This window comes from Polynucleobacter sphagniphilus (assembly GCF_029892205.1).
In the GTDB taxonomy this organism is placed as follows: domain Bacteria; phylum Pseudomonadota; class Gammaproteobacteria; order Burkholderiales; family Burkholderiaceae; genus Polynucleobacter; species Polynucleobacter sphagniphilus.
On record NZ_JARXVX010000001.1, the window covers coordinates 400960 to 427902 of the forward strand.

A 26943-nucleotide genomic window follows, 5' to 3' on the forward strand; every position below is an offset into this window, starting at 1 on the left:
TCCAGTCGTAAGCAAAAGGCCCGCAATGCGGGCCTTTTTTTATTACGCCCCAATTGAGGCAATATCTTTACTTACTGCAGTACTGGCGGCAATTCTTTCGTTAGGGAAGCGCGTTGTGCGGTAGCTGCCCCTAATAGAACAAAGCCCAATAAGCTACCATCTGCAGACTCGAAACGCGCCTCCAAGCCATCGTCAATGGGGGCGATTTTCCAGTCTCCCTCGCTGCCTTGAGCTGGTGGCGAAACAATTGTTGGAAAGGCGGGCGTTTTGACCATCACTGGCATTGCTGGGTAAGTGAGTGTTGTCACTCTCCCGAGGAGTGTATTTGCTAAAGCCCGCGCCGCTTGCATGATCGGCATGACGTAGGGCAGCACAAGACCATCGACTTCGGCGCAGTCGCCTAGAGAATAGACATTAGTCGCACTAGTTTGTAGCTCGCGATTAACGGCAATGCCGATATTGGTAGAAATTCCCGCTGCCTTGGCAAGATCTAACCGAGGCTTTAAGCCAACGGCAGACAGCACAACATCACTCAATAATTTTTGGCCATTTGTCAGCTCAACTATCAAGCTGTCATCACCATTGCTAATTGATCCCACTGTGGTGCCAAAATGCCAGCGCACTCCCGCCTTAGTGAGTCTGTCTTGAAGTTCATGCGCAGCTGCTTCTGGGAGTAAGCGGCCCAATGCTTGGGGCGCAAGATCAATCACATCAACCTCATACCCGCCGAGTACCAGATCATTAGCAAACTCACAACCAATGAGGCCGGCCCCCAAGATAGATACCTTTTTCTTGCCGGAGATCGCCTTGCGAAATGCAGCATAGTCCTCTAGGTCATTAACTGTTAGTACTTGAGTTGCTGCGTCGCCTTGCAAGGGTATGCGAATTTGATCTGCACCCAAAGCCAATACCAATTTGCCATAAGATAAATTGCCCTTCGTGGTGACAATCATTTGCTGATTTGTATCTATTGCATTGACATCAGTTTGGCTGAGAATGTTGATGTTTAATTGGGTAGCCATGTTCTCACTGGAATTAGAAATGAGATTTTCTGGTTCTTTCTTGCTTGCTAGTGCAGTTGAGAGCATTGGCTTGGAGTAAAGGTATCCTGGTTCGCGTGTCACCAAGGTAATAGGAGCTTCTTTATCAAGCTTGCGAATTTCACGAATCAGGGTGTAGCCTGCCAATCCGCTACCAATAATGACGATAGCGGATGGCGTTGGATTGGCGGCTGGATTCAAAGTGCAACCATTTCAAAATCAGATTTTGCAACGCCACAATCAGGGCATTCCCAGTCCTCGGGAATATCAGCCCAAGCTGTACCTGGTGCAATACCATCTTCCGGTAAACCCTTTGCTTCGTCATAAATAAAGCCGCATACGATACATTGCCAAGATTTCATGTTGTTTCCTTAATGAGTAGATACTGATTTTAAATTTAAATGGTGATTCTTTCTTGCCTTACTGTGCTGCAAAGGCTTTTGCATGTTCGAGCGCCTTTTTGTAGTGATTCGCGTGACGCTCTTCTACATTGGCCAGGGCTGCAAACCGTTTTGCTGCTTTAGTTAATACCGCTTGGAATTGCTCAGCATGCTCTTTTGATTCAGCAATTTGCTCATCCATTTCTGCGATGGCAGCTGCATTACCTTCTTCTACAGCAGTTTTACGAAAGGAAGGGTACATTTCCGTATATTCATAAGTCTCACCTTCAATCGCGATTTCTAGAGCGCGAGTAGGGGTAATGGAATGAGCGGGGTAGAGTAAATCCAAGTGGCCAAAAGCATGCATGACCTCTTGATCGGCGGTTGCTTCGAAGATTTTTGCTGTTTCTTCATCACCGGCTGCACGCGCTAATTTTGCAAAATAGCGGTATTTGATATGAGCCATTGCTTCACCAGCAAAGGCGGACTCGAGATTTTGAATGGTTTTGATTTCAGGGCGTGTCATTTTTTTATTCCTTTGTAATTAATATTGAATTGCTTGCGTGGCCATGTATGCATACTGAACTTAAAATACTTATCAGTCCAATGAATAAAAATGATACTATTTATCTAATAAATCGATATATGGAAGAAAATGGCTCAATTACCCTCATTGAAGCAGTTGCGCTACTTTATGGCCCTAGCCAAGGAGCTCAATTTCACTCGTGCAGCTGAGGCCTGTTTCGTCGGTCAGTCAACCCTGAGTGCAGGCTTAAAAGAATTAGAGGATGGTTTAGGCGTTCGCTTGGTGGAGCGCGACCGTCAAAATGTATCGATTACCCCGATTGGTTTAGAAGTGCTTGAGCGAGTAAAGATTATCTTGGCTGCATCCGAAGACTTGGTTGAGTATGCAGATGCAACTTCTAAGCCGATGTCTGCAACCATTCGACTCGGGGTGATACCAACCATTACCCCTTTTATCTTGCCAAAGGTGTTGCCAGAGATCCGGGCGCGTTTTCCTAACTTGAAGATTGCCCTACGCGAGGATTTAAGCGCCAACTTGCTCACCAGGCTTGCAGATCATCAGCTTGACTTTGCTTTAATTGCCTTGCCTTACGACGTTGATGGTTTTTTGGTTGAGGAGTTATTTGATGATGAGTTTTGGTTGGTAGCGCCTGCAAATGATCCTGCGCTCAAGGGCAAAGAGGTTCATATGCCCACCAAATTAACAGAGAGACTCTTGTTGCTAGAGGAGGGCCATTGTTTGCGCGAACATACTCTTGCTGCCTGTAAAAAATCAGATGTGATGAAGGTGGATGGTATGGAAGCAACCAGCTTACTCACCTTATTGCAAATGGTGGAGTCGGGCATGGGTATCGCTTTGTTGCCAGCGATGGCAGTGAAGGGGGGATTGCTTAATGGCAGTGAGCTGGAGGCTAGGCCTTTGGCTGCGCCTGCGCCAAAGCGGGTGATCGCTTTAGTTGCAAGGCCGTCTAGCGCCCATCTTGAAGAATTTCATTTGCTGGCACAGTGCATTAAAGAACGTTTTAAAGATGGCTAAACAGCTTACGGCAAGAATTGCACATTCTTGTTAAAGTGAGTCCTCTCTATTTTTTATTACCTCAAGAAAGTGCCTTATGTCCGCAACAGAGATCTTATTCACCCCTGTCAAATTGGGTTCCATTGAGTTAAAAAATCGCCTCGTCATGGCTCCCCTCACTAGGATGAGAGCGGTTGCAGGCGACGTTCCCAATCCTTTGGCGGTTGAGTATTATGCGCAGCGCGCCAGTGCAGGCCTCATCATTACTGAGGCGACCCAAATCTCTCCATTAGGGATGGGTTACCCCGCAACCCCAGGAATTTATTCAGCAGACCAAACTGCGGCATGGAAAAAAATTGTTGAGGCTGTTCATGCAAAGGGTGGGACTATCGTTGCACAGCTCTGGCATGTGGGCCGTATCTCCCATTCATCTTTGCATCCAGAGCAAGGGGTGCCCGTGGCCCCGTCAGCTATTGCCCCTGCAGGCCAAACCTACGGAGCGGATTGGCAGCTGCATGACTACGAGACCCCGAAAGCCATGACCACTGAGGATATTGCGAGTCTTATCAAGGATTATGAATTGGCTGCAATCAACGCCAAGGCTGCTGGATTTGATGGTGTTGAGATTCATTCGGCCAATGGCTATCTCTTAGATCAATTCCTGCAAGACAAAACGAATCAGCGCGTTGATCAGTATGGCGGCTCGATTGAAAACCGTTTACGCCTATTGGGTGAAGTGATTGATGCTGTTGCTAAAGTATTTTCAACAGATCGTATTGGTGTGCGCTTATCTCCCTATGGCACCTTCAATGACATTGGCGATAGCGATCCAATCGCCTTATTCAGCGCGGCCATTGAAAAATTAAATGGCTATCAATTGGCATATGTACATATGATTGAGCCTCGTTCTACAAGCGCTGGTGGTAATGATCAAGTGTATGAAGATGCACCCCTGACTTCAGAGATTTTCCGCAATGCATATCAAGGTAAATTCATCACTGCTGGCGGCTATGACAAAGCCATGGGGGAGAAGGTATTAGAGGAAGGTCTGGCTGATGCAGTGGCTTATGGACGTTTGTATATCTCTAATCCGGACTTGGTAGAGCGCTTTAAAGAAAATGCACCACTAAATCCATATAATCGTGCCACTTTCTATGGCGGTGCTGAGGTGGGTTATACCGACTATCCAACCCTGTAAATTAACAGCAATCTTAGGGTTAAAGGGCCTGGGTTCAACAAACCTAGGCCTTATTTTTACCCAACATCCGCAGTAAGCATTGATTCTGAAGGATGTAATGTTGGCTCAATGCTGCTAGTGCGTGCAGCCCAATCAAAAAGTACAGGGCATTGCCAAGCCATTCATGAAGTGCTTTTAGCGGTTTGCGAGCGGAAGCTCCGGACTCAATCATTTGTGGTAGCGCCCAATTGAAGGGGGCAATTTCTTTGCCTCCAGCCTGTAGAAAAAGTACCCCAAGTATTGGAAGGCCGAGTAATAGGATATAAAAAATCCAATGCATGCTTTGCGCTACTATCGCAGCCGCTTTGGAGCGGGCGAGAGGGGTGGGCACTCCATATATTAGGCGAATGATGAGGCGCATCACCATCGCTATAAATATTAATTGACCCACAAATCCATGGATGGTTTTACACAATTCTCTTGGCTCACTTCCTTTGATAAATTGCCCTTTTAATTCAATGCTGATAAAGGCAATTGCAAGTAACACTACAAGCAGCCAATGAAAGAAGATAGATGCGCGGTGATATTGAATGATCTGCATGAGTGAACGAGATAATCGATCACTCATCATAAATAAAGCAAGTAACTATTTTGAATTTAGGGGATCATGGATCCCCGGTAGAGCAAAGGGTTATAGGCTGAAGCGAACTCGAGCGCTGAGCTCATTTGCCGGGCCGCGTTTATCCAGTTGTGAGAGTCTAAGAGCTTCAACCTCAAAATCAACTTGCGCAGGATGAAATTCCACATTACCGAGGTGGATGACATAGGTCCAAATCAGTTCACGCCCTCGGTTTTTATACACATCGACTACACGTTTCATCTTGCTCGCCTATTTAGACTGCGCTGCTTTTGCTTGGGGCGCTTGAACTTCGATCAGTTGACTCAAGCTCTTTTTTAGTTGTATCAAATTGCGCGGCTCCACTTTAATAATGCCGCCTCGTGGACTATCAATATCAGCAATAAGAAAGAAGGAGGTGGCAATCACAAAGGGCAGCAGCATAAAGAGCCCGACATTGCCTTTAAAGTTCTGCGCACCGTAGCCAACTACTAAATTGGCGCAGATCGCTATGGCTGCCATTAAGCCCCAGGCCATTAGAGGGATACGATTCCACCAGGCTGCTTGGGTATACCCTTCAGAGTTAATGACCTCATTCATGCCGCTGGCAATCAACACATGCATGGCATTTGTTTGGTTTTTCATTACCGGAAGTAGATCATTCCATAAGGTACTTTGTAGTTCACTAGTGCGCTGCTTGATGATCTTGCCAACTTCCTGTTCTTGATAGGAGTAAAAATTGATGCGCTGATCCACATAGTCTAGTAATGATGCTTTAGTTGTTGCAGCTAGTTTGGGGGGTAGCAGGTCTGCTCTTAAGAACTCGGTACCGATTGCATTTGCCTCTGCCTCTTCCAGTACTTTTCGCTGGTCGTAACGTGCAATCGCCATTGAAAAACTAAAGCCAATGATCAGGCCAAGAAGCGTTAATGTTGCTGTCTGAATGATTCCCAAGTCAGCGGTTTTTTCGGCATTCTTTGGGCGGAATCGTCCAATGATGGCACTGCCGAACCAAACAGAAAAAGCACAAGCAAAAAACGTCAGTGCGAAAATAAAAAGAGGGTGGTTTAGTAGGTGCTTAATTTTTAATATGTCCCTGGGTACAAAATGTCTTTGCTTACATTCTGGATATCACGATGCCCTGTAAACGCCATCGTGATATCCAATTCATTATGAATAATCTCCAGGCACTTTGTGACACCGGCTTCACCCATGGCGCCTAAGCCATACAAGAAAGGGCGGCCAATCATCGTGCCGCGCGCACCCAAAGCCCAGGCCTTCAGAACATCTTGACCAGAGCGAATGCCGCCATCCATCCATACTTCAATATCTTTGCCAACGGCATCGACAATCCCCGGCAGGGCTTTAATGCTAGAAATTGCGCCATCCAGTTGACGACCGCCATGATTGGAAACAATTAAGGCATCAGCACCTGAGTCAGCTGCTAAGCGTGCATCGCCTTCATCCAAGATGCCTTTGATAATCAGCTTGCCACCCCACAGTTTTTTAATCCACTCCACATCACCCCAATTGAGGCCTGGATCAAACTGTTCTGCAGTCCATGAGGAAAGGGATGACATGTTGCCTACGCCAGTAGCATGCCCTACGATATTGCGGAAGGTTCTGCGTGGTGTCATCGCCATGCCGATACACCAGCGAGGTTTAGTGGCCATATTGATCATATTGGCAATGGTCAATTTTGGAGGGGCAGACAAACCATTTTTTAAGTCTTTATGGCGTTGGCCCAAAATCTGCAAATCCAGAGTAAGAACCAAGGCGGAACATTTGGCTGCTTTAGCGCGCTCAATGAGACGCTCGATAAAGCCTCGGTCTTTCATCACATAAAGCTGAAACCAAAATGGTTTGGTGGTGTGCTGCGCCACATCCTCAATAGAGCAAATACTCATGGTGGAGAGGCAGAAGGGCACACCAAACTTTTCAGCGGCCTTGGCTGCAAGGATCTCGCCATCGGCATGTTGCATGCCGGTCAGGCCCGTTGGCGCTAGTGCAACGGGCATCGTCACTTTTTGGCCAATCATAGTGGTTTCGGTGGTGCGGTTGGTCATATTGACTGCCACCCGTTGGCGTAACTTAATTTTCTGAAAATCAGATTCATTGGCGCGATAGGTTGACTCAGTCCAGGATCCCGAATCGGCGTAGTCATAAAACATCTTGGGGGTACGTTTTTGATGTAGTACCCGGAGGTCTTCAATATTGGTAATAATTGGCACGCTTGTCATCCTTCGTTTTGAGGCAAGTAAGCTCTATCTTAGCAATACCGGGCATTTGTTTCTACAATAAGCGAACGGGCCTTGTTTGGGCCCACTTCAGTTACCCCTTCTTCCTATCCCCATTGCATGCCGCAACTTAATTTTCTTACTGCGTTGTATTTGGTCATTACCACCGCTCTTTGGGCTGGGAATGCGGTTGCTGGGCGCTTATTGGTTGGCAGCGTCTCCCCAATTACCCTAAGCGCTGTCCGTTGGGGCTTAGCTGGAGTGCTGCTGCTGCCTTGGAGTTGGCGGATCCTCAGAAAAGATAGCCCCCTATGGCAGAACAAGGCCCGCTTTTTGGTATTGGGGCTCTTTGGGATAGGCAGCTATAACGCTTTGCTTTATTTGGCCTTGCAAACCTCTTCACCCATTAATGTCACTCTGATTGGGGCAAGCATGCCTATATGGATGCTATTAATCGGGGCGGTCTTCTATCAAGTTCGACCGAACCTCCTTCAAGTGATTGGCGCAGTGGTTTCCTTGTTAGGGGTAAGCATTGTCTTGACGCGCGGCGATGTGACCGCCTTGGTATCAATGCAGTTGGTCAAGGGTGATCTCCTGATTATGTTGGCCACCATTTTATGGGCCGCCTATAGCTGGATGCTCACCAAGCCGGGTAAAAGTCCCGAGAAACAGTGGACCTGGTCTGATTTTTTGATGGCTCAAATATTCGTTGGTTTTTTGTGGACCCTTTTGTTTGATGGCTTCGAAATCGCATCGGGCAATGCTTACGTACATCTAAGTCTTAAAACCGGGGCGCTGATATTGTTTATGGCAATTGGCCCATCCCTAATTTCTTATCGCCTTTGGGGGGTTGGGGTAAGTAGAGCAGGCCCAACGGTGGCAGCTTTCTTTGCCAATTTTATTCCTTTGTTTACAGCCCTCCTATCGGCACTTCTGTTGGGTGAGCCACCTAGGCTCTTTCATGCGCTGGCATTTGCTTTGATTGTTGTTGGGATTGTTGCCTCATCGACCAAACGTGAGCCCCAAAACCGTAAAAGCCCCTAAAAAAGCCTGATTGACTGATTTCAGGGGTGATTTAGCGCTAGCTTCACTCGAAAGTCTTTAAATCAGTATCATTTAGGTCTATTTAAGTTTTCTAGGAAATTACTATGCCAGGCCTGCTTCCCAATGTTGATCCCGATGGATTGTTAGAGTTCTCGGTTGTTTATACCGATCGCTCTTTGAATCACATGTCTGAGGATTTCAAAAAAGTGATGGTGGACATCTCTAGTGTTCTTAAAGATGCCTACAACGCTACCTCAGCTGTGATTGTTCCTGGTAGCGGCACATTTGGCATGGAGGCGGTTGCTCGTCAATTTGCCAATAAGGAAAAATGCCTGGTATTACGCAATGGCTGGTTCAGTTATCGCTGGACGCAAATTTTTGACTTAGCCAATATTACTGATGACGTGACCGTGATTAAGGGTCGTCAGCTAGATGATTCTGCGCAAGGCGTATTTGCTCCCGCCCCAATCGAAGAAGTGCTTGCTTATATTAAAAATGAGAAGCCAGCAGTGGTATTTGCGCCGCACGTAGAAACTTCGGCTGGTATTTTGTTGCCCGACGACTACTTGAAAGCAATTGGCGAGGCTGTTCGCTCTTACAACGGCTTATTTATTTTGGACTGCATCGCTTCCGGTGCCACTTGGGTGGACATGAAGGCTTGCAATGTGGATGTGCTGATCACTGCACCACAAAAAGGTTGGAGTAGTTCACCATGTTGCGCACTAATTGCAATGGGTGAAAGAGCCCGTGAACGCATTGAAAGTACGCAAAGCAGTAGCTTCTCCATGGACCTAAAGAAATGGCTCCAAATCATGGAGGCTTATGAAAAGGGTGGTCATGTGTATCACACCACGATGCCGACAGATGCACTAAAGATTTTGCGTAAAACGATGAAAGAAACCCAATCATTAGGCTTTGCGCATTTGAAAGAGAAGCAAGCTGAGTTGGGTGCTAAGGTGCGCGCACTCTTGGTTTCGAAGGGCTACCCTTCAGTAGCGGCTCCTGGATTTCAGTCTCCAGGTGTTGTTGTCAGCTACACCAAGGACCCAGAAATTCAATCGGGCAAGAAATTTATGGCCCTAGGTCTTCAAACTGCGGCCGGCGTGCCTTTGCAATGCGATGAGCGCCCAGATTTCCGTACTTTCCGCTTGGGCTTATTTGGTCTAGAGAAATTGCAACATGTGGATCGTACTGTAGAGCATCTTGCTGCTGCATTGGAAAAAATGGTGGAGACTGAGGCGCAACCTGCTTAATCTTCCATAAAGCAAAAAATAAAAGGGCCATCTCAGGATGGCTTTTTTATTGCTTCTAAAGCGAGTGGATTGGGGGTTGCCTCACCGACCTTTGTAAGGGTATTGGTATCAACATGATGAAACGGGTCGGCTTGTCCGGCAATGGCCATCACAGTATCTTGTTCATATGACCAACTACCATCATCAAGGAACGTCACTAAGATCCGATATTCAATCGTTTTAAATGCGTAGTCTAGAAATGGATTAGATGAGATACCAGCAGTGGGGTCTCCTATTTTCGCAATGCACTCAAATTGATCAGCTTGGGCTGTTGCCTTACCGCTTGCCATTGCAATCATGCCCCGCGGAATGGTGAGGGTATGCAAGATGGTCTCGGTAGCGGGCTCCCAAAGCCAATAGCCCACTTGATCATGATATGTTTTATTCTGATCGGGCTTGGTGATATGGGTGTGGTATCGGAGGCCATAAAATAGTTGGGGGCCATTGGTTTGCGGGTCAATGGGCTGTAACTCGATACGCTCAGTAAAAACTTGTTTTTTAGGCCCCGCTGCTTTGGGTTTCACATCCAAACCTTTTTGACCCTCCCAGATTCCAGCCATGCGGCGCAAGGGGCCAAGCATATCAAGGGTATTTACTGAATACCCAACTGGCTCGGTATAGATGTCTTTAGGAAATGCCTGCATGATGAATCCTATTAATTAAGATGGAAAAAGGCATATTTATTAATTTTTTCGGTATTATTAAATTATCCACCCATCTTATTGGAGAATTAAATGAATTCAAGTATTGCGCGTCTTAGCTTAGCTACCCTGGTTGCTGCTGCTATTGGTTTATCTTCGGTTGCAGTAATGGCTCAACCAGCGCCTGCTCCAGCAACAGCCCCAGCTGCAGCACCTATTGCCGCAGCTCCTGCTGCAGCGCCAATGGAACAAACTAAAGCAGAGAAAGCCGCCCAGAAGAAAGCTACTAAAAAAGCGAAGAAGGCTGAAAAGAAAGCGGCTAAAAAAGCCAAGAAGGCTAAAAAGAAAGCTGCACAAGCCGCCGCTCAGTAATTTAAAAAGCGCTTATTGAAAGGAGTGTTGAGTTCATTCCTATATTTCAGTAGGGCTTTCAGTACGAATAAGGCCATCGGATTTTTCCAAGTCCGATGGTTTTTTTATCGGCGCATCATTACGAACTAATAACCACATGGCACCGATTACCAATCCCATGCCTGCAATTTGCATCATCGTGACGGGCTCATTGAGAAAAGCGTAACCCATAAAGATCGTTGATACGGGACCTAAGATGCTCGCTTGAGAAACTAGCGGAGAGCCGATACGGTTAATTGCAACCATAATCATCAACATGGGGATGACGGTGCAAAAGCTGGCGTTTAAAAGACTTAGTCCATAAATAGGCGGGCTTTGTTCAAAAACTGAATGGGGATTTTGAATCAAAATTTGTACCGTGCTTAATATTGCAGACGCACTGCTGGCGAGTACGACTAGACGAACACTTCCTACGCGCTTCACCATCTCCCCAGAGCCAATCAGGTATGCAGCATAGGCACAGGCTGCTCCAAATACAAGAAACATGCCCAACCAGGCATTGGCACCAGTTGAGCTAGCATCTTGAATAAAAACAACCATGACGCCTAAATATCCTAGAACTAATGCATACCATTGCAGTTTGGTAATTTGTTTGGACAAAACAAAATAAGAGATCAGCAATACAACGGTGGGTGTTAAGTAAAGGACAATTCTCTCTAGGCCAACTGAAATATATTGCAGCCCCAAAAAATCCAGATAGCTTGAAAGGAAGTAGCCTAAAAAGCCTAAGACAACAATTTTACCCAAGTCCATGCGAGATAAAGGGTTCATTACTTGTTTGCGTGCTTGCCACCAGTAAATTGCCCAAAACATCGGCAAGGCCATGAGCATTCGCAATGCTAGAAGTGTGGCTGCATCAGTGCCATAGCCAAAAGCGAGCTTGACCAGAATGGCTTTGCCAGAAAATAGAATGGATCCCATTCCGGCCATCAAAATGCCAAGCAGATAGCGACGGTGATGGATTGCTAGACTAGGAGATTGCATGCGATTTATATCAGTCTATTTAATAAATTTCTCATCTCTAGGATGACTTCGGTAGGGGTTAGACCAATGGGTCCAATATGTCTTGCGACTAGGGAGTCAGCCGCGCTAGCGTGAAGCTGAACGGCAATACCCGTTGCCTCCCATAGGTCAAGGTGATGCTCAATGCCTTGTGCAGCTATCGCTGCGATCGCGCCAGTTAGCACATCGCCCATTCCGCCGGTACCCATCCCGGGATTCCCTTGCTGACAGACTAATGGCGGATGATTGCTTGAGCCAACCAAGGTATGATGACCCTTTAGCACAACGATGGAATTGGTGAGTTTAATTAATTCGTTTATAGCATGGATACGATCAGCCTGAATAGCTTGAGTTGAAAGTTGCAAAATCCGCGCAGCTTCACCAGGGTGGGGGGTGATAACAGAGCTGTTGTGGAAGGTTCGATTGCGCGCTTGGAGTAGCTCAAGAAGATTCTTATCTTGGGCAATTAAATTCAGTGCATCTGCATCAATAACAAGCGGTATTCTTGGGTAGAGCAGACACGCCCTCAAGTAATCTTTTGCAAGCTCAGAAGATCCTAGCCCTGGGCCAATCGCAATTAAATCTGGCTGAGTGTTTGCAATCAATTGCCCCGCATCTTTGCTGGCTATATGAATCATTAACTCAGCTTGTTCAGCGTTGGCATGCGCGGATGCTGGGTCAAGCATCTCGAGAATTGTCCAACCAGCACCCAGGTGAAGACAGGCGTTGGCTGCTAGCAAAAGAGCGCCAGCCATCCCGGGCGCACCGCCAATGAGTAGTGCTTTGCCAGCGTTTCCCTTGTGCTCTGTTGCTTGTCGCCTTAATCGACTGACTAATTCAAGCGTATTTAAGGGTGGGAGCTGAATCATTGTGCTACCTTGGCGCCCTGAATGCTATGCCTTTGCATGGCCGCCAAAATAAATCCAGAGGATTTAAGGTCATCGATGATGTGCGTTAAATAAGAAGTTGTATTTTCAAATTCTGGGCGCGCCTTCGGAATCCCAATCGCTTGATTAATTACCATAAATCGACCTGGCAACATCCGTAAATCGCTATACCGTTTTGCATCAACCTCTAATTGCTGCTTGACTCCTGCAGCGATATTTCCTTGACCACTCATGAAGTCATCGATGACTGCTTGTGAGCTAGCAGCGCGAATAAGGCTAGCTTGTTTGATCTCACGACTCAGATATAGGTCATAGGCGCTGCCTTTACCAACTACGATTTCATTCCCGGGTGAATCGACCTGTTCATTGCTCATGAGGGGGGAGTTTGCCTTCACCATATAAGCACCTTCAATTTGAATATAGGCGGGGGTATAACTAATATCTGCGCCGCGTATGGGATCAATGGCAACAAATATGAGGTCGATGTTTCCTTCCTTAATAGCATCAACTGTTGCGCCGGCGGTTTGAAAGGTCTTGAGTTCAATGGGCAGGCCAGTACGTTTACCAATTTCATTGGCGATATCAACCGTGATGCCTTTGGGGAGTTTTGTTTGAGCATCCGTTCCCGCTAAAACGGGGTTGCCTAGATTAATGCCAACGCGCAGAGTGCCGGTTGGTGCAAAAGAATGGATGCTGGCCTGATCAAGTGAGCGCATAGGAGGTATAGGTGTATTAATTGGGTTGGTTTGACTCAAAGCGAATTGGGAAGCGCAGCACAGCAAGGCGCCGATAAGGAATCTCATTTTTGTGTACCGAAAGGTAGGTCAATCCTTATATTAACTGTAGATCTTTATGGCATACAAGCAATTGCATCATTTCAGGGGCTCCAAGGGTTAAGATAGAGTCACTCTTTTGTTTGTAAAGGCTTGGTCATGAGTCCCAAACTTCCGCAGAATAACTCCCAAACCATCACGGAATACTTTAATCTTCATAAAAATCAATTACAGGGCGAAAGCGCCGAAGATTCCTATAAATTCGCTTTTAATGATCGAGCTTTTTTGGCTCGCAAAGAAACTTTGGGTATTCGTTTTGAGTTGGAACTACTAAAGCCCGATATCTTGCTGCGAGAGAATGATATCGAGCATACGATTACGGTATTTGGGTCTACTCGTTTTGTTAGTAGTGACAGGGCCTATGAGATGGAGCGTGAGGCCAAAACAACAGAGGAAAAAGAAGAGGCGCAAAGAGCCCTGCTGCATTCTAAGTACTATGACTCGGCTCGAGAGTTGGGCAAGCTAGTTGCTGGCTATAACGCAACTCAAGCAGATAAGCATAATAAATTGCACATTACGACAGGAGGTGGTCCTGGCATCATGGAGGCTGCTAATCGCGGTGCATTTGAGGCGGGAGATAAAACCATCGGCTTTAATATTAGTTTGCCTAGGGAGCAGAGTCCGAATCCTTACATCACCCCCGGATTGAACTTTCGCTTTCATTATTTTGCGCTGCGTAAAATGCACTTTATGTTCAAGGCTCGCGCAATTGTTGCCTTCCCTGGGGGTTTTGGTTCTTTTGATGAGTTATTTGAAACGCTCACGTTGATGCAAACCAAAAAAGTAGAGCGCTTCCCAATCATCCTGGTGGGGAAAGACTTTTGGTGCGACGTGATTGACTTTCAGAAAATGATTAAACATGGAGTGATAGAGCAAGCCGATGTGGATCTCATGCATTTTGTAGAAACCGCTAAAGAAGCCTGGACGGTTATTAAAGATTGGTATGACTTGGCTTGATGCCCTTGTAGAATAGTCAACAAACTACCCATCATCTATCTTTATATGAGCAATTCAACCACAGCACTTCTCACCGATTTGGATTTGCCTGGTTATCTCCTGGGTATTTTCATGTTGATGCTGGTGATGTTGATTCATGGCATTTCCTTGTTGCAGATCGCTAAGCGCTATGAGGTTAAATCTTTCTTATATTTATCTGAACATGCGTATTCATCCGTTGCCCTGATTTTTTACATCAGTGTTTTGTGTTTATTTCTCACCCATATTTTTGAGATCATTATTTGGGGCGCTTCACTCTATGTATTCAAGTTGCTCCCAGATTTAGGTCAAAGTATTTTATTTAGTGGAAGCACTTATACTGCTATGGGCTTTATGGATGATCTATTGCCAGCAGGCTGGAAAATGTTGGCGATCATTATTGCCTTCTCTGGTATGTTTTCTTTTGCTTGGACTGCTTCAGTGATGATTTCGATGACAAAAAATTTCCGCCAAGCCTACACTCGTCTTCACATGCAAAAACTGAATTTGCCTGCTGATGTCATAGAACGGTTTAAGTAACTCATGAGTAAATATTGGGACGCCATCATCATTGGTGGTGGTGCAGCCGGTTTATTCTGCGCCGGAATTGCTGGACAGCTCGGCAAGAAGGTCTTGGTGCTAGATCACGCAGATGTCTTATGTGAAAAAATTCGGATTAGTGGTGGTGGACGCTGTAATTTCACCAATCTGCACAGCAGTCCCGCCAACTTTCTTTCACTCAATCCTAATTTTGTAAAAAGCGCCTTAGCGCGCTATCCAGCTAAAGAATTCATTAAGCTAGTGCAGTCCTATCGGATTGATTATCACGAGAAGCATCAAGGACAACTCTTTTGCGATGAGTCTGCCCATCAGATTATTCAAATGCTCCTTTCTGAATGCAAGAAGGGTGGGGTTATTGTCAAGCATCCTGTCACCGTACAAGAAATCAAGCAAGAAACTGGCGGATGGTCAGTAAGCACTAGTGCGGGTATTGAAAAATCCAAGTCGGTAGTAATGGCTACGGGTGGCTTGCCCGTGCCAGCAATTGGTGCTACCGCTTATGCATTAGATATTGCTAAGCAGTTTGAATTAAAGGTAGTTGATCCACGCCCAGCATTGGTGCCGTTGTCATTTACAGCTGATGCCTTTGCAAACCTCAATGAGCTGGCCGGCCTGAGTTTGCCAATCCGCATTAGCTCTGGCTCCAAGGGCGCTCGTTATGGCGCCTGTCGCTTTAACGAAGATGTATTGCTGACACACAAAGGTCTATCAGGTCCAGCAGTCTTGCAGGCCAGTAGTTACTGGATTGAAGGCGAAGCAGTTCACATTGATTGGTTAGGGGCTGTAGAAGTCGGGAGTCATTTTAATTGTGATGAGCTATTTAACAATAAGGACAATCGCCTGAAATTAACCGAGACCATTCTGGCATCGGTATTGCCACAACGTCTGGCACGTTCTTTCGCGCAGCAGAAAAATCTACTCGGACGTAAGTGGGCCGAGGTATCCAAAAAAGATCGTCAAGCCTTAAAAGAATTAATTACCAATTGGTCAGTAAAGCCTGCGGGAACCTTGGGTTGGAAAAAGGCTGAAGTCATGCTAGGGGGCGTTGATACCAAAGAGCTTGATGGCCAATCTATGATGTCCAAAAAACATCCGGGCTTATTTTTTATTGGAGAGTGCGTTGATGTCACCGGTCATCTTGGCGGGCATAACTTCCAATGGGCATGGGCTAGTGGTCATGCCTGTGCTCAGGCTCTCTAAAAGTAATTTGATAATTAGTGTTTTTGCTTCTTCTTCTCGCGCGCACGAATATTCAGTAGCTCAACGAAGAGTGAGAAAGCCATGGCAACATATATGTAGCCTTTTGGGATATGTATCCCCATGCCTTCTGCAGTTAACACAACACCCACCACCGTCAGAAATGAAAGCGCTAGTACTTTGATAGAGGGATGGCGATGCACAAAATCTCCAAGCGATTTTGCTGCTAAGAGCATGACGAGGACGGAAGCCATGACTGCAGCAATCATAATGCCAATATGATCAACCATCCCCACGGCTGTAATCACGCTGTCTAGCGAGAAAATAATATCAAGCAAGCCGATCTGTATTACGGATGTCAAAAAAAGTCTCTGCAGTGATTTGGCTTGCTTGATTAGCGTATCACTGGGTTTTGCCAGGTCTTCGCCTTCCTCAACTTCTAGATAGATTTCTTTAGAGGCTTTCCAAATCAAGAAGAAGCCACCGAGTAGCAAAATCAGATCTCTACCGCTGATGGCATGCTCCCCGATGACGAGCAAGGGGTGAGTGAGACCCATTACCCAGGAGAGGCTAATCAACAGGAGAATACGTGTAGCAAGTGCGAGTAGTAAGCCAATGCGTCGAACATTTTCTCGAATCTCGGTGGGGAGTCGGTTGGCAATGACGCTGATAAAAATAATGTTATCAACGCCTAAAACGACTTCTAAGGCAGAAAGTGTTAGAAAGGCAATCCACGTATTTGGATCGCCTAATAGCATTAGCGTAGATTCAAGCATGGTTATTCTGAATGAAAAATATAAATATCACTATACCTAGTAAAGCTGCTTTTAAGCCCAATCAAAGAATCCCCACACTTTAATTAGGTTGATTACGCATCCAGTCAGCCGTCTTGAGAAAGGCTTCCTCCAGTTGTGTGGCCACTTCCCCTGTAATACCACAATCTTCCATGGCTTTGTACATGCACACTAGCCACTGATTGCGCTCTTTTATGCCAATCTTGAAAGGTAGGTGCCTTGCTCTGAGCATAGGGTGGCCATATTTGGGGGAGTAGACATCAGGACCGCCCATCCAGCCGGTGAGGAAAAATTTCAGTTTTTCACGTGAATCTGATAAATCGGGTGGATGCATGGCCCTCAATTCTACTAGGCCGGACTCCAAGGCCATTAAATCATAGAAGCGATCCACGAGTTCATCAACCTTGTCGATACCGCCAATAGCTTCATAAGGGCTTTTTCTCTCACTCATGGCTACATTCTAATAGTCATTGAATTGACAATTGGCAAGTGCATGATTTCGGTATAGAGTGATCTATGCGTTACCCAATATCAACCCAAATAAGGAAGAGATGATGGATAAGAATGATTTTCAAGCATGGCAACGTGAAAAAGCAAAAGAGCTTTTTGCCTACTCGCATAAATTATTAGAAAGCGCTAAAGAACTAAGTGATCACCATATGGCGGAGATTGAGTGGGGCATGAAAAATGCACTCGATAGTGCTAAGTCAGCCGCAAAAAACGATCTTGCTAAGTTAAAAGATTTGCAAGAGGAGGCTGGTAAGCAAGCTAGCAAGCGCGCTGCTGTGTACCATAAAAAAGTGAAGTCACTACTAAAAGATTTAGGCGAAAGCGCTGCAGACGAAACGGAGAGGCATCTTGAAAAAGTACGTAGCTCGCTAGTTGGTTGGCTTGAAGATGCCGAAAGCAAGCTGCCTGCTCATGCCGATAAACTTTCGAAGGTGGTTCATGAAATGTCCACTACCGGACAAAAGATGTTTAAAGAAGGTCGCAAGATAGTCAATCAAGTTGCCGATGCCGCTGAAAAGAATTTAGAAGCGCATACAAGCAAAGCTACTGCAGCCAAAAAAACACCTGCAACCAAGCAATAGACAGTGCCTTTGCAATAAACCAGCCGCCTTGATGGGCGGCTTTTTATTTCCAGCCTTGTATCCACAGGCTAGGATCGCTTAATTCTCGCCAGGCAATCTGAAAAATATTCTTGCTGTAAACAGCCTCTAGTTCAATGTATTCAATCTTTTCCGAAGGGGGTTCGGGCAGAATGACTTTTGATACCAAAAAATGCTTCTCTTTTTTCAGCGGCTGAACGGCGGTCCACTTGGTTAGCAATAATTTTTTTGGACTGATGGGGTTCTTTTGTTTAGAGTGCGTCACAGCGATATTCTTGATGGTTCATTTGAAGGGCTCCGCTTACTGGGACAAAGAGGATGGAGCTATTTTGGATGTCTGTGGGGCAGCTCTCATCAAAATAGCTTTTTTCACCCAAGCTGCCGCAGTAACTAAAATTCTTTTCTTGGAGCAGCATTTGCGCCTTTTTGAGCACCATGGCAGTTTTGATGCCTTCCGGACTTTTGCAGGACCAGCTTGTATAGCTATCCCGCTCGCAGCCCACCATCAAGATGGAAGAGCATGCTAGTGCAATGAATCCATAACAGGAGGAAGTTGATCTCATGTCTACAAGCATATCGGCAATCCGCTTTTTCTGCCAACTGATGCGTTTGTATTAAGATTTGACTTACAAATACTTGCCAGTAATAGGCGAATCTAAAAATAAAAGGAGATGTTGTGGATACAAATCGCAGGGATGTGCTGAAAATGGGTTCAACCGCCGCTTTAGGAGGTATGTTTTTATCGCAGGCGGCAATGGCTGGTCAAGAGCGCCAACCAATTATTGTGGAGCCTTTGACTGGCAAGGCGGGTTTTCGGGTTGCGAATTACTTGCCGAAAATGGGTGCATCCTCCAGGCTCGGCTTAGTGACAAATGATGGTTTGGTAGTGGATATTCCCGCTGAGGCTGCCCGTCAGAAATTGACATTGTCATTTGACCCCACATCGATGATTTCCTTGGCTGGATCTGGTAACTCAGGCTTACTTGAGTTGGCAGCTATCTTCAAGAACCGTGGTGCAAATTTACAAAATGTAAATCAGGTAATTTTGTTATCACCCATTCCAAAACCGCAGAGCAACATCTATTGCGTTGGCTGGAATTACCTTGACCACTTTGAAGAGGGTAAGCTGCATCGCGCTGATAAAGGCGTTACTGAATATCCAAAGGTCCCAGTATTTTTTAGTAAGGGCACTCAAACCATGAATGGCCCCTTTGATACCATTCCATACGACGCTAGCAATTCAACCATGATTGACTGGGAGGCTGAGCTTGCCGTTGTCATTGGCAAGAAGGGCACTAATATCTCCGAAGAAAATGCCATGAATTATGTTTTTGGCTACTCTGCCTTCAATGACACTACTGCGCGTGATATTCAGCAAAAGCGTCACTCAGGTCAGTGGTTCAAAGGCAAGAGCTTGGATGGCCATGGACCAATGGGTCCTTGGGTGGTTACTGCAGGTGGCGTGAACTTGGATGATGTGCGTGTGATCTGCCGCGTCAATGGCGTTGAAAAACAAAATGCCAGCTACAAGCAAATGTATTTTAAGATCCCGACCATTATTGCCGAGCTCTCACGTGGCTTAACCTTATTGCCAGGCGACATCATTGCTACTGGTACTCCCTCTGGCGTTGGTAATGGCCGTACACCTCCAGAGTTTTTAAAACCAGGCGATGTCATGGAGACTCAAATTACTGGGGTTGGGATTATTCGCAATACGATTGCCCCGAGCGCTTTTACTAAAGATCTCTAAAAATACCCCCTTAAAGGGGTATTTCTAAGAGTTTTCCCTGATTTAGAGGGTGAACCCTTCTAGTTTTTATGGATATATACTGGCTCCGAGCTGCGCGCTTAAGCAAATAAATTAAATCCATTCATAGGAGACAAGATGTCACAACACGATACATTGCTAGCTGCTTTTGAGGCATACAAAGCGGAAAATGAGAAGTTCATTGAGAAGGGCATTAAAGCTTCTGCTGCTCGTGCACGTAAAGCCTTGCAAGAAATTGCTGGTGCATGCAAAGAGCGTCGTAAAGAAATCACTGCTACTAAAGAGGCGATGGAAGCCAAGAAATAATTCTTGCGATCCAATAAAAACAAAAGCCTGGTTTTTAAAAAGAACCAGGCTTTTTTCTTGTACATCTTTAATTTGAGATGGTGAGCAAGTGAGCTGCTTGGGCGGTTATATGGCCAATAACACTTGCATTCATGAATTGGTGCTTTTTAAAGATTTCTAAAACAGCATCAACACTAGCGGGGTTGCATGAAACTAATAGGCCACCACTAGTTTGAGGGTCGCTCAATAAAGCCTGTTGAGCTTGCGTAAAACCTGCTGGAAGTTTTACATCGTTGCCATAACTTAACCAATTGCGTCCAGATGCACCGGTGATAACCCCTAGATCAGCAAATGCCTGCACATCTGAAAGTAGAGGCACTGCTTGCCATGAGATCTGAGCTGAGCATTGAGAGCCTCTTGCAAGCTTTAGGCATGCACTCCAGGTAAATTGGCTAAGTCTAGTCCAGCAGTGTTGAGTTTGGTGGTGGTGAGCGTTATGAAGGTATTAAGCCATTTTAAACGGGCGACTTATTACCGACTAAAGCTTTTCTTGGGCGGGTTAGAGCGATGAGTGGGCGCCTTTCCCTGACTGGATTTGGGGGCGCTACCACTGGCCGGTCTAGTTTTACGAGATTGCTGATGTTGCTGACTACGCAATTGAATGGGTTGCGCAACGGCATTTGGATCAGGCTCAAATCCAGCAATGATCTCTTGCGGTAGCTTTTGCTTAATCAGCTTTTCAATATCTCTGAGCATTTGGTGTTCATCAACGCACACGAGCGAGACTGCTACTCCGTTTGAGCCAGCTCTACCCGTTCTGCCGATACGGTGAACATAATCTTCAGACACGTTGGGTAGATCGTAATTCACAACATGGGGGAGTTGATCGATATCAATCCCTCGGGCAGCAATATCAGTAGCAACTAAAACGGTGATCTTGCCATCTTTAAATTCAGCTAAGGCTTTGGTGCGAGCGCTTTGGCTTTTATTACCATGAATTGCCATGCTGGTAATGCCATCTTTTTCTAGTTGGGTAACTAATTTATTGGCACCATGTTTAGTGCGGGTAAAGACCAATACTTGTTTCCATTGCTTGGTTTGAATGAGGTGTGCTAACAAAGGATGCTTTTGGCCTCTATCGACCGGATGAATTAATTGAGCAATTGCCTCATTGGTGCTATTGCTTCTCGCCACCTCAATTAAAGCGGGTGAATTGAGTAAACCATCGGCTAATGCTTTAATCTCAGTAGAAAAGGTGGCGGAGAATAAAAGATTCTGGCGTTGCTTAGGCAGTGCCGCCAAAATCTTTTTGATGTCACGTAAGAAGCCCATATCGAGCATGCGATCGGCTTCATCCAGAACAAGAATTTCAATGGCATCAAGGGATACACATTTTTGCGACATCAGATCTAGTAAGCGTCCGGGAGTGGCGACCAAAATATCTAAGCCAGCAGCAATGGCTTTGATTTGTGGATTGGCACCAACGCCACCAAAGATGACTGTCGACTTCAGACCAGTGTATTTTCCGTAGGTCACAACCGATTCTTGAACTTGTGCCGCTAATTCACGAGTAGGCGTCAGAATGAGTACACGCAGCTGGCGCTTGCCAGAACTCGCTTTTGTATTGCTTGTAAGGCGTTGCAGAACGGGGAGGGTAAAGCCTGCAGTTTTACCAGTGCCGGTTTGTGCGGCAGCCAAAAGGTCGCCCCCTTTGAGTACTGCCGGAATAGATTTTTCCTGGATAGGGGTGGGACTAGTGTAGCCCTCTTCCTCTATTGCACGGAGAATGGACGGAGATAAACCTAAATCTGTGAATAACATATGAGCCAATGAAAAATTGGCCCGTATTCAATTAAACGACTATCCCGGCCAATGGGGTGAGCTGCCGCACTAGTGTGTTTGCAGTAAGAGTCTCTATTTTAAGTCATTGGCCTGTGGGCTCTAGAGGAAAGAGCCAATCCGGCAATGCTTTGGGCTTCAAGGTAGTGGCATCGACCCCCACAATATGGATGACAACAGTCGCAATGAGCTCTGGCTCTATGTTTGGATCCTCTGGGTGAGTGCGTTTGGCGGTTTGACGTACTTTAATTTGGGTTCTACTACGGTGTTCGATGAGCTGATCAATGGCCAATACATCATCTAGGCGCCCTGGTTTATGAAAGCTCATGGTGAGTTCGCGCACGGGCAACAACAGGTTGTAATCTCTCACTAATAGGGAAGGGCTTAGATTGCGCTGATAAAGCCACTCTGCTCGACTGCGTTCAAACATCTCCAGATAGCGGGCATGGTAAACAACACCAGCAGCATCCGTATCAGAGTAGCAAACACGAAACAAAAAAGGAGCATCGGCAGCAGTAGTCATCTTTTTCTTAATATGTGTGATTGAGTTACAAAGTCATATTTTGATGCAAGATGCCTGCCTCTTGATAAAGCAGACCTTCTGCTATAAAACCATGATGTTGATAAAAAGAGCGCGCGCTTACCTGAGCATGCAAATGAAATTGTTCAATACCATTAGCGCGTCCAGTATTTATTAATTGGGTAAGGATTGCGCTTCCAATCCCTTGCCCTCGAAACTCGGACATCACTGCCATTCGACCAATTTGTCCCTGAGTACCATTTTTGATCAACCGGCCTGTGCCCACACATTGCTTATTGTCAAAGGCTAAGGCATGGCAGGCAATAGGGTCAAATTCATCAAGCTCTAAATGCTCTGGCACCCCTTGCTCTTGAATGAAAACCAGGGCGCGGATTGGATAAGCAGCTTTTTGAGCTTGCTCCCAGGATTGAATCAAAATATTCAAGCAATTCTTTGTATAAGTTGGGCGTAATTTAATGGAATAGGGTTTAATTTACCAAATAGGCGCAAGCTAAAACCTAGTAAAACCCCTAGCTTGTAAAAATAGCTAGCAAAAAGGTCTTATTTGATGGTTACAATGAAATGACGGTATTTAATATAAATCCCGCTTTTACCAACCCCCTCTTTATTTAGGAGTTATCTTGAAGAAATCCTTACTTGCTGCATTAGTTGCTTCAATTGGTATTTTTGCTGCATCCTCTGTTTTTGCTCAGGCTCCTGCCAAGATGCTTCCTTTGGCTGCTGAAGCTGCCATTATTACCGCAACGGTTCAATCCGTTGATGTAAGTAAGCGCATCGTTGTTTTGCAAGATGCTAATGGCAATATGTTGCAAATGAATGTATCCAAAAAAGTAAACGATTTGGATCGGATTAAAAAAGGCGATATTTTTGCTGTAGAGCATGCACAAGCGATTGCAGTTGGCTTGATTAAAGTTTCTAAAGATCAAAAACCAGGCGTATCTGGTGTGCGTTCAGTAGTTATTTCTGGAAAAGGAACATCGAAGCCTTTCGAAGAAACTACCGACACAATCTATGCAACAGTCAAAATTGGTACTATTGATTACAAGACACGCGTAGTGACATTCACAATGCCAAGTGGCGAGAAGCAAAAAGTGAAGGTTGACCAAGGCGTATTAGGCCTTGAAAAATTCAAGACTGGTGACGACGTCATGGTTGAGTTCGTAGATGACACCATCATCGGCTTTATGGCTCCTCCAAAGAAGTAATTGCATCAACCTCAATAAATAGCGGCCTCAGGCTGTTATGAAAAAATGCCTATCAGACTGATCTGATAGGCATTTTTATTTATGCCAATTTAATCTTCGTAAGCAAGCTTATTTTTTGGCATTAGGAAAGAAGAGTTGCTGACCATCAATTTTGTAGCCTGCAATGGCATCCTGTCCCTCTTTAGAGACGAGCCAATCAATAAACAGCTGGCCCTCCACTTTTTTGACTTGAGGAAATTTGATTGGATTTACCAACATGACGCCATATTGATTAAAGAGTTTTGGATCGCCTTGAACCAAAATAACCAAGTCGCCTCGGTTTTTAAAGCTCAGCCAAGTACCTCGATCAGCCAAGATATAGGCATTCATGGCTGATGCAGAGTTTAGTGCGGGCCCCATGCCTGATCCAGTCTCTTTATACCAAGGACTTGAGGATGAGACTGCAATGCCCGCATCTTTCCAATAGCGCAACTCCGCAGCATTGGTGCCACTCTTATCGCCTCGGGAAATGAAGGGCGCTTGGCTGGTAGCAATTTTTTGGAAGGCAATTTGAATATCTTTGCCACCTCCGATTTTGGCTGGATCTGATTTAGGTCCAATGAGGATGAAATCGTTGTACATGACCTCACTACGTTTGGTGGAGTAGCCTTCTGCAACAAATATTTCTTCGGCAGGTTTGTCGTGCACAAAGACAACATCAGCGTCTCCACGGCGGCCAATATCCAATGCTTGACCGGTACCTACTGCAACCACTTTGACCTTAATGCCAGATTTCTTTTCAAAGATAGGGAGGAGGTAACCAAATAAGCCAGATTGCTCTGTGGAGGTGGTTGAGGAAACAATGATGCTTTTTTCTTCCGCTGCATGTGCGCTGCCCCAGAGGATGCCAAGCGCAAGAAAGAAGGGTGCTAGTTTTTTCATGATTGATTCCATTTAAAAATTTGATGGACATCATCTCATAAACTAGCTCAACATGTTGCGATGCACCAATTTTCGTGGGGATTACCCCGACTTACAAATAAGCTATTTTCATTTATACAGTAATGAGCTTTGAGCATATAAATATAAAAAGTAATTAGTCAAAAGATACGCCAATAAAGGAGATGGAATGTTTGCATTCTTAGATAAAGAGAGAACGATTGCGGGGCCAGGATTTAATCGCTGGCTAGTACCACCGGCGGCACTAGCAATTCATTTATGTATTGGTATGGCTTATGGCTTTTCTGTATTTTGGCTTCCCCTATCCAAGGCATTGGGTGTATCTCAGGGTGGCACAGAGGCAATTAAATGTGCTGCTGACGTTGGATTCTTTGCTCAACTGTTCACCACAACTTGTGATTGGCAAATATCCACATTGGGTTGGATGTACACCCTGTTCTTTGTATTCTTGGGCATTTCCGCTGCAATTTGGGGTGGCTGGTTAGAGCGTGCAGGCCCTCGTAAAGCTGGAGTGGTTGCAGCTTGCTGTTGGGGTGGTGGCATGATCTTTTCTGCCTGGGGTATTTACCTTCACCAGTTTTGGATGATGATTTTGGGTTCAGGCGTGATTGGTGGCATTGGTCTAGGTCTTGGCTACATCTCACCTGTGTCCACCTTGATTAAATGGTTTCCGGATCGCCGCGGTATGGCAACTGGTATGGCGATTATGGGCTTTGGTGGTGGCGCTATGATTGGTTCGCCACTAGCAGCAATGCTCATGAAAAGCTTTGCAACCTCCACATCAGTTGGCGTGGCGCAAACCTTTGTGGTGATGGGCGTTATATATTTTATTTATATGATCGTCGGTGCAATGAGTTACCGTGTCCCTGCTAGTGACTGGAAGCCAGTGGACTGGAGCCAACCAGCTGCTGATGCATCTAAGGCGATGATTACCACCCGAAGTGTGAGCGTTAAAAAAATCTGGGGCATCCCTCAATTTTGGTTGGTTTGGCTGGTGCTCACCATGAACGTCTCGGCAGGTATTGGCGTGATTGGTATGTCATCCCCAATGCTCCAAGAAATTTTCGCCGGTAGCTTGATTGGTAATGCGCTCAAATTTAGTGAGTTAGATAAAGGTCAACTTGCTGCGATCGCTGGGATTGCTGCAGGCTTTACCGCCTTACTGAGTCTATTTAATATTGTTGGCCGCTTCTTTTGGGCAAGCATCTCTGACAAATTGGGTCGCAAGCTAACTTATAGTGTGTTTTTCATCTTAGGTGGTGCGCTATATTTTAGTATTCCTTCTAGTGCAGCTGCAGGTAGCTTGATGCTCTTTGTTGGGGCTTTTTGCATCATCTTAAGTATGTATGGCGGTGCTTTTGCGACAGTGCCTGCTTACCTTGCCGACCTATTCGGCACACAAAACGTTGGTGCGATTCATGGGCGCTTGTTAACGGCATGGTCTACAGCCGGCATCTTGGGTCCAGTGGTGGTCAACTATATGCGTGACTATCAGCTGAGCTTAGGTATTCCCAAGAGTCAGGTATACAACCAAACTATGTATATTTTGGTTGGTATGCTGGTGATTGGTTTGATTGCAAACCTATTGATTCGCCCGGTTGCCGATAAATGGTTTATGACTGATGCTGAGTTGGCAGAAGAAAAGCGTTTGGCTCATGAAAAGGCATCAGGCGCATTGGTGGGGGGTCAAGCCGGCCATGAGCACACATCCACTTTTACAGTGATATTGGCATGGGCTTTTGTTGGTGTCCCATTAGCTTGGGGTATTTATAAAACATTCCTAAGTGCCTTGAAATTATTTGCGTAATTGATTTGTGGTTTACTTGAAGTCGGCTCCTATCCATGGGCCGACTTTTTTATTGCCCCAACAACAAATGATGCCATTGTTTAAATTACTCCTGATGCTCATTGCTTTGGCATTTAGTCAAATGACATTTGCGCAAAATATAACTATTGCGGTTGCTAGCAATATGAAGCCAGCATTTGAAGAGATGTATGCTGATTTTTCGCAGGCGCATCCGAATAAGATGCGTATTGTTTATGGATCTTCTGGAAACCTGAGCGCTCAAATACGCCAGGGCGCACCATTTTCTTTATTCATTGCTGCTGATGAATCCTTTCCCCAGCGCTTATCGCAAGAGGGTCTTACTCGGGATGGTGGTGTGGTCTATGCAATAGGCCAGTTGGCATTAATTGTGAGCAGAGTAAGCGGTACTCACTTAGAAAAAGGTGTCACCTTTGAGTTTGTATTGGCAAAGGCAAACAAAGTGGCGATTGCTAATCCAGATTTAGCGCCTTACGGCAAAGCAGCAGTTCAGTACCTAAAGGCTGCCAAGCTTTGGGATGGCGTCAAGGATAAATTGGTTTTTGGGGAGAATATTTCTATTCCCACAGTCTATGTCAGTACTGGGGTTGCAAGTGCGGGCTTTACGGCGCTTTCATTAGCGCAGGCGCCTGAGTTGGCACAAACGATTCAATTCATTGCCTTGCCGCCAGACATGTATCAACCAATTAAACAGCGTATGGTTCTGCTAAAAAACCCGCCAGCACCAGCACTTGAACTTTATGATTACATGCAAAGTGCAGCTGCAAAAAATATCTTAATTAAGCACGGATATCTAGCGCCCTAG

Annotated in this window: 34 protein-coding genes; 14 read left to right on the forward strand and 20 right to left on the reverse strand. The window is 45.7% G+C overall.

Going from position 1 to position 26943, the window contains the following annotated elements; all coding sequences use genetic code 11:
- Positions 1–71 precede the first annotated feature (71 nt).
- Genes M2125_RS02065 through M2125_RS02075 form a run of 3 tightly spaced genes read right to left on the reverse strand, consistent with a single transcriptional unit; the run spans position 72 to position 1946 of the window.
- Entirely contained in the window at positions 72–1241 is a 1170-nt protein-coding gene (locus tag M2125_RS02065) for an NAD(P)/FAD-dependent oxidoreductase (protein WP_280742409.1), read from the reverse strand.
- Positions 1238–1402, reverse strand: a complete 165-nt coding sequence (locus M2125_RS02070; RefSeq protein WP_076022999.1) for a rubredoxin — start codon at positions 1400–1402, stop codon at positions 1238–1240. The genes M2125_RS02065 and M2125_RS02070 overlap by 4 nt, the downstream gene beginning before the upstream one ends.
- Before the next feature lie 58 nt (positions 1403–1460).
- Positions 1461–1946: a rubrerythrin family protein gene (locus M2125_RS02075; protein WP_076023000.1), complete on the reverse strand. Its 486-nt coding sequence runs from the start codon at positions 1944–1946 to the stop codon at positions 1461–1463.
- Between the two features lie 129 nt (positions 1947–2075).
- On the opposite strand from M2125_RS02075, the gene M2125_RS02080 reads away from it, so the two are divergent.
- Together M2125_RS02080 and M2125_RS02085 are read left to right on the forward strand one after the other, a co-directional pair.
- The gene (locus M2125_RS02080) at positions 2076–2981 is read left to right on the forward strand and encodes a hydrogen peroxide-inducible genes activator (RefSeq protein WP_076023001.1); all 906 of its coding nucleotides are present in this window, start codon (positions 2076–2078) and stop codon (positions 2979–2981) included.
- A gap of 76 nt (positions 2982–3057) precedes the next feature.
- Positions 3058–4158: an alkene reductase gene (locus M2125_RS02085; RefSeq protein ID WP_076023002.1), complete on the forward strand. Its 1101-nt coding sequence runs from the start codon at positions 3058–3060 to the stop codon at positions 4156–4158.
- 43 nt (positions 4159–4201) lie between these two features.
- Here the strand turns inward: M2125_RS02085 and M2125_RS02090 are convergent, their stop codons facing one another.
- The 4 genes from M2125_RS02090 to M2125_RS02105 all read right to left on the reverse strand — a co-directional run bounded on the left by M2125_RS02090 (position 4202) and on the right by M2125_RS02105 (position 6984).
- The gene (locus tag M2125_RS02090; protein WP_280741801.1) at positions 4202–4768 is read right to left on the reverse strand and encodes a cytochrome b; all 567 of its coding nucleotides are present in this window, start codon (positions 4766–4768) and stop codon (positions 4202–4204) included.
- Positions 4769–4828: 60 nt separating this feature from the next.
- Positions 4829–5017 (reverse strand): hypothetical protein, encoded by a 189-nt coding sequence (locus M2125_RS02095; protein ID WP_076023003.1) that lies wholly within the window; start codon positions 5015–5017, stop codon positions 4829–4831.
- A 9-nt stretch (positions 5018–5026) separates the two neighbouring features.
- Positions 5027–5707, reverse strand: coding sequence for a bestrophin-like domain (locus M2125_RS02100; RefSeq protein ID WP_143742131.1), 681 nt, complete (start codon positions 5705–5707; stop codon positions 5027–5029).
- 131 nt (positions 5708–5838) lie between these two features.
- On the reverse strand, positions 5839–6984 hold the full coding sequence (locus M2125_RS02105) for an alpha-hydroxy acid oxidase (RefSeq protein ID WP_277539946.1): 1146 nt from the start codon (positions 6982–6984) through the stop codon (positions 5839–5841).
- Between the two features lie 126 nt (positions 6985–7110).
- Between M2125_RS02105 and M2125_RS02110 the strand changes: the two genes are divergently transcribed.
- Both M2125_RS02110 and M2125_RS02115 read left to right on the forward strand, forming a co-directional pair.
- Positions 7111–8034, forward strand: a complete 924-nt coding sequence (locus tag M2125_RS02110; protein ID WP_280742411.1) for a DMT family transporter — start codon at positions 7111–7113, stop codon at positions 8032–8034.
- A gap of 104 nt (positions 8035–8138) precedes the next feature.
- The gene (locus M2125_RS02115; RefSeq protein ID WP_076023006.1) at positions 8139–9287 is read left to right on the forward strand and encodes an aminotransferase class V-fold PLP-dependent enzyme; all 1149 of its coding nucleotides are present in this window, start codon (positions 8139–8141) and stop codon (positions 9285–9287) included.
- A gap of 32 nt (positions 9288–9319) precedes the next feature.
- Here the strand turns inward: M2125_RS02115 and M2125_RS02120 are convergent, their stop codons facing one another.
- Entirely contained in the window at positions 9320–9970 is a 651-nt protein-coding gene (locus M2125_RS02120; protein WP_076023007.1) for an FABP family protein, read from the reverse strand.
- A 90-nt stretch (positions 9971–10060) separates the two neighbouring features.
- On the opposite strand from M2125_RS02120, the gene M2125_RS02125 reads away from it, so the two are divergent.
- Entirely contained in the window at positions 10061–10339 is a 279-nt protein-coding gene (locus tag M2125_RS02125; RefSeq protein ID WP_280742412.1) for a protein tyrosine phosphatase, read from the forward strand.
- Positions 10340–10378: 39 nt separating this feature from the next.
- On the opposite strand, the gene M2125_RS02130 is transcribed toward M2125_RS02125, so the two are convergent.
- Genes M2125_RS02130 through M2125_RS02140 form a run of 3 tightly spaced genes read right to left on the reverse strand, consistent with a single transcriptional unit; the run spans position 10379 to position 12983 of the window.
- Entirely contained in the window at positions 10379–11362 is a 984-nt protein-coding gene (locus M2125_RS02130; protein ID WP_076023009.1) for a DMT family transporter, read from the reverse strand.
- Between the two features lie 5 nt (positions 11363–11367).
- Positions 11368–12249, reverse strand: coding sequence for an NAD(P)H-hydrate dehydratase (locus M2125_RS02135; protein ID WP_280742413.1), 882 nt, complete (start codon positions 12247–12249; stop codon positions 11368–11370).
- A complete protein-coding gene (locus M2125_RS02140; protein ID WP_076023011.1) occupies positions 12246–12983 on the reverse strand; it encodes an ABC transporter substrate-binding protein in 738 nt (245 codons plus the stop codon). Before M2125_RS02140 ends, M2125_RS02135 begins: the two co-directional genes overlap by 4 nt.
- Positions 12984–13199: 216 nt before the next feature.
- On the opposite strand from M2125_RS02140, the gene M2125_RS02145 reads away from it, so the two are divergent.
- Genes M2125_RS02145 through M2125_RS02155 form a run of 3 tightly spaced genes read left to right on the forward strand, consistent with a single transcriptional unit; the run spans position 13200 to position 15836 of the window.
- Complete coding sequence (locus tag M2125_RS02145; protein WP_076023012.1) at positions 13200–14057, forward strand: LOG family protein; 858 nt, start codon at positions 13200–13202, stop codon at positions 14055–14057.
- A 45-nt stretch (positions 14058–14102) separates the two neighbouring features.
- The gene (locus M2125_RS02150) at positions 14103–14615 is read left to right on the forward strand and encodes a hypothetical protein (protein ID WP_076023013.1); all 513 of its coding nucleotides are present in this window, start codon (positions 14103–14105) and stop codon (positions 14613–14615) included.
- A gap of 3 nt (positions 14616–14618) precedes the next feature.
- A complete protein-coding gene (locus M2125_RS02155) occupies positions 14619–15836 on the forward strand; it encodes a BaiN/RdsA family NAD(P)/FAD-dependent oxidoreductase (RefSeq protein WP_280742414.1) in 1218 nt (405 codons plus the stop codon).
- Between the two features lie 14 nt (positions 15837–15850).
- Here the strand turns inward: M2125_RS02155 and M2125_RS02160 are convergent, their stop codons facing one another.
- Both M2125_RS02160 and M2125_RS02165 read right to left on the reverse strand, forming a co-directional pair.
- A complete protein-coding gene (locus tag M2125_RS02160; RefSeq protein WP_076023015.1) occupies positions 15851–16609 on the reverse strand; it encodes a TerC family protein in 759 nt (252 codons plus the stop codon).
- A 79-nt stretch (positions 16610–16688) separates the two neighbouring features.
- Complete coding sequence (locus tag M2125_RS02165; protein WP_076023016.1) at positions 16689–17078, reverse strand: group II truncated hemoglobin; 390 nt, start codon at positions 17076–17078, stop codon at positions 16689–16691.
- 100 nt (positions 17079–17178) lie between these two features.
- On the opposite strand from M2125_RS02165, the gene M2125_RS02170 reads away from it, so the two are divergent.
- Positions 17179–17718, forward strand: a complete 540-nt coding sequence (locus M2125_RS02170) for a hypothetical protein (protein ID WP_280741795.1) — start codon at positions 17179–17181, stop codon at positions 17716–17718.
- Positions 17719–17761: 43 nt separating this feature from the next.
- Here the strand turns inward: M2125_RS02170 and M2125_RS02175 are convergent, their stop codons facing one another.
- Both M2125_RS02175 and M2125_RS02180 read right to left on the reverse strand, forming a co-directional pair.
- Positions 17762–18001, reverse strand: a complete 240-nt coding sequence (locus M2125_RS02175; RefSeq protein WP_076023018.1) for a TIGR02450 family Trp-rich protein — start codon at positions 17999–18001, stop codon at positions 17762–17764.
- Positions 17988–18299, reverse strand: a complete 312-nt coding sequence (locus tag M2125_RS02180) for a hypothetical protein (RefSeq protein ID WP_143742132.1) — start codon at positions 18297–18299, stop codon at positions 17988–17990. The genes M2125_RS02175 and M2125_RS02180 overlap by 14 nt, the downstream gene beginning before the upstream one ends.
- Positions 18300–18412: 113 nt before the next feature.
- On the opposite strand from M2125_RS02180, the gene M2125_RS02185 reads away from it, so the two are divergent.
- Both M2125_RS02185 and M2125_RS02190 read left to right on the forward strand, forming a co-directional pair.
- A complete protein-coding gene (locus M2125_RS02185; protein ID WP_076023020.1) occupies positions 18413–19486 on the forward strand; it encodes a fumarylacetoacetate hydrolase family protein in 1074 nt (357 codons plus the stop codon).
- A gap of 135 nt (positions 19487–19621) precedes the next feature.
- On the forward strand, positions 19622–19810 hold the full coding sequence (locus M2125_RS02190; protein WP_011903187.1) for a hypothetical protein: 189 nt from the start codon (positions 19622–19624) through the stop codon (positions 19808–19810).
- Between the two features lie 67 nt (positions 19811–19877).
- Here the strand turns inward: M2125_RS02190 and M2125_RS02195 are convergent, their stop codons facing one another.
- From M2125_RS02195 to M2125_RS02210, 4 genes are all read right to left on the reverse strand, one after another.
- On the reverse strand, positions 19878–20168 hold the full coding sequence (locus tag M2125_RS02195; RefSeq protein ID WP_076023021.1) for an AIR synthase-related protein: 291 nt from the start codon (positions 20166–20168) through the stop codon (positions 19878–19880).
- A gap of 152 nt (positions 20169–20320) precedes the next feature.
- Complete coding sequence (locus M2125_RS02200; protein ID WP_280742415.1) at positions 20321–21610, reverse strand: DEAD/DEAH box helicase; 1290 nt, start codon at positions 21608–21610, stop codon at positions 20321–20323.
- A gap of 103 nt (positions 21611–21713) precedes the next feature.
- Positions 21714–22151 carry a hotdog domain-containing protein gene (locus M2125_RS02205; RefSeq protein WP_076023023.1) on the reverse strand — a complete coding sequence of 146 codons (438 nt, stop codon included), beginning with the start codon at positions 22149–22151 and terminating at the stop codon, positions 21714–21716.
- Between the two features lie 25 nt (positions 22152–22176).
- On the reverse strand, positions 22177–22593 hold the full coding sequence (locus M2125_RS02210) for a GNAT family N-acetyltransferase (protein WP_280742416.1): 417 nt from the start codon (positions 22591–22593) through the stop codon (positions 22177–22179).
- A 196-nt stretch (positions 22594–22789) separates the two neighbouring features.
- Between M2125_RS02210 and M2125_RS02215 the strand changes: the two genes are divergently transcribed.
- Positions 22790–23374, forward strand: coding sequence for a hypothetical protein (locus M2125_RS02215; RefSeq protein ID WP_280742417.1), 585 nt, complete (start codon positions 22790–22792; stop codon positions 23372–23374).
- A 108-nt stretch (positions 23375–23482) separates the two neighbouring features.
- Here M2125_RS02215 and M2125_RS02220 read toward each other — a convergent pair whose 3' ends face one another.
- Complete coding sequence (locus tag M2125_RS02220; RefSeq protein ID WP_076023026.1) at positions 23483–24295, reverse strand: ABC transporter substrate-binding protein; 813 nt, start codon at positions 24293–24295, stop codon at positions 23483–23485.
- A 187-nt stretch (positions 24296–24482) separates the two neighbouring features.
- Between M2125_RS02220 and M2125_RS02225 the strand changes: the two genes are divergently transcribed.
- Positions 24483–26120, forward strand: coding sequence for an OFA family MFS transporter (locus M2125_RS02225; protein WP_280742418.1), 1638 nt, complete (start codon positions 24483–24485; stop codon positions 26118–26120).
- A 67-nt stretch (positions 26121–26187) separates the two neighbouring features.
- The gene (gene modA, locus M2125_RS02230; protein WP_198929263.1) at positions 26188–26943 is read left to right on the forward strand and encodes a molybdate ABC transporter substrate-binding protein; all 756 of its coding nucleotides are present in this window, start codon (positions 26188–26190) and stop codon (positions 26941–26943) included.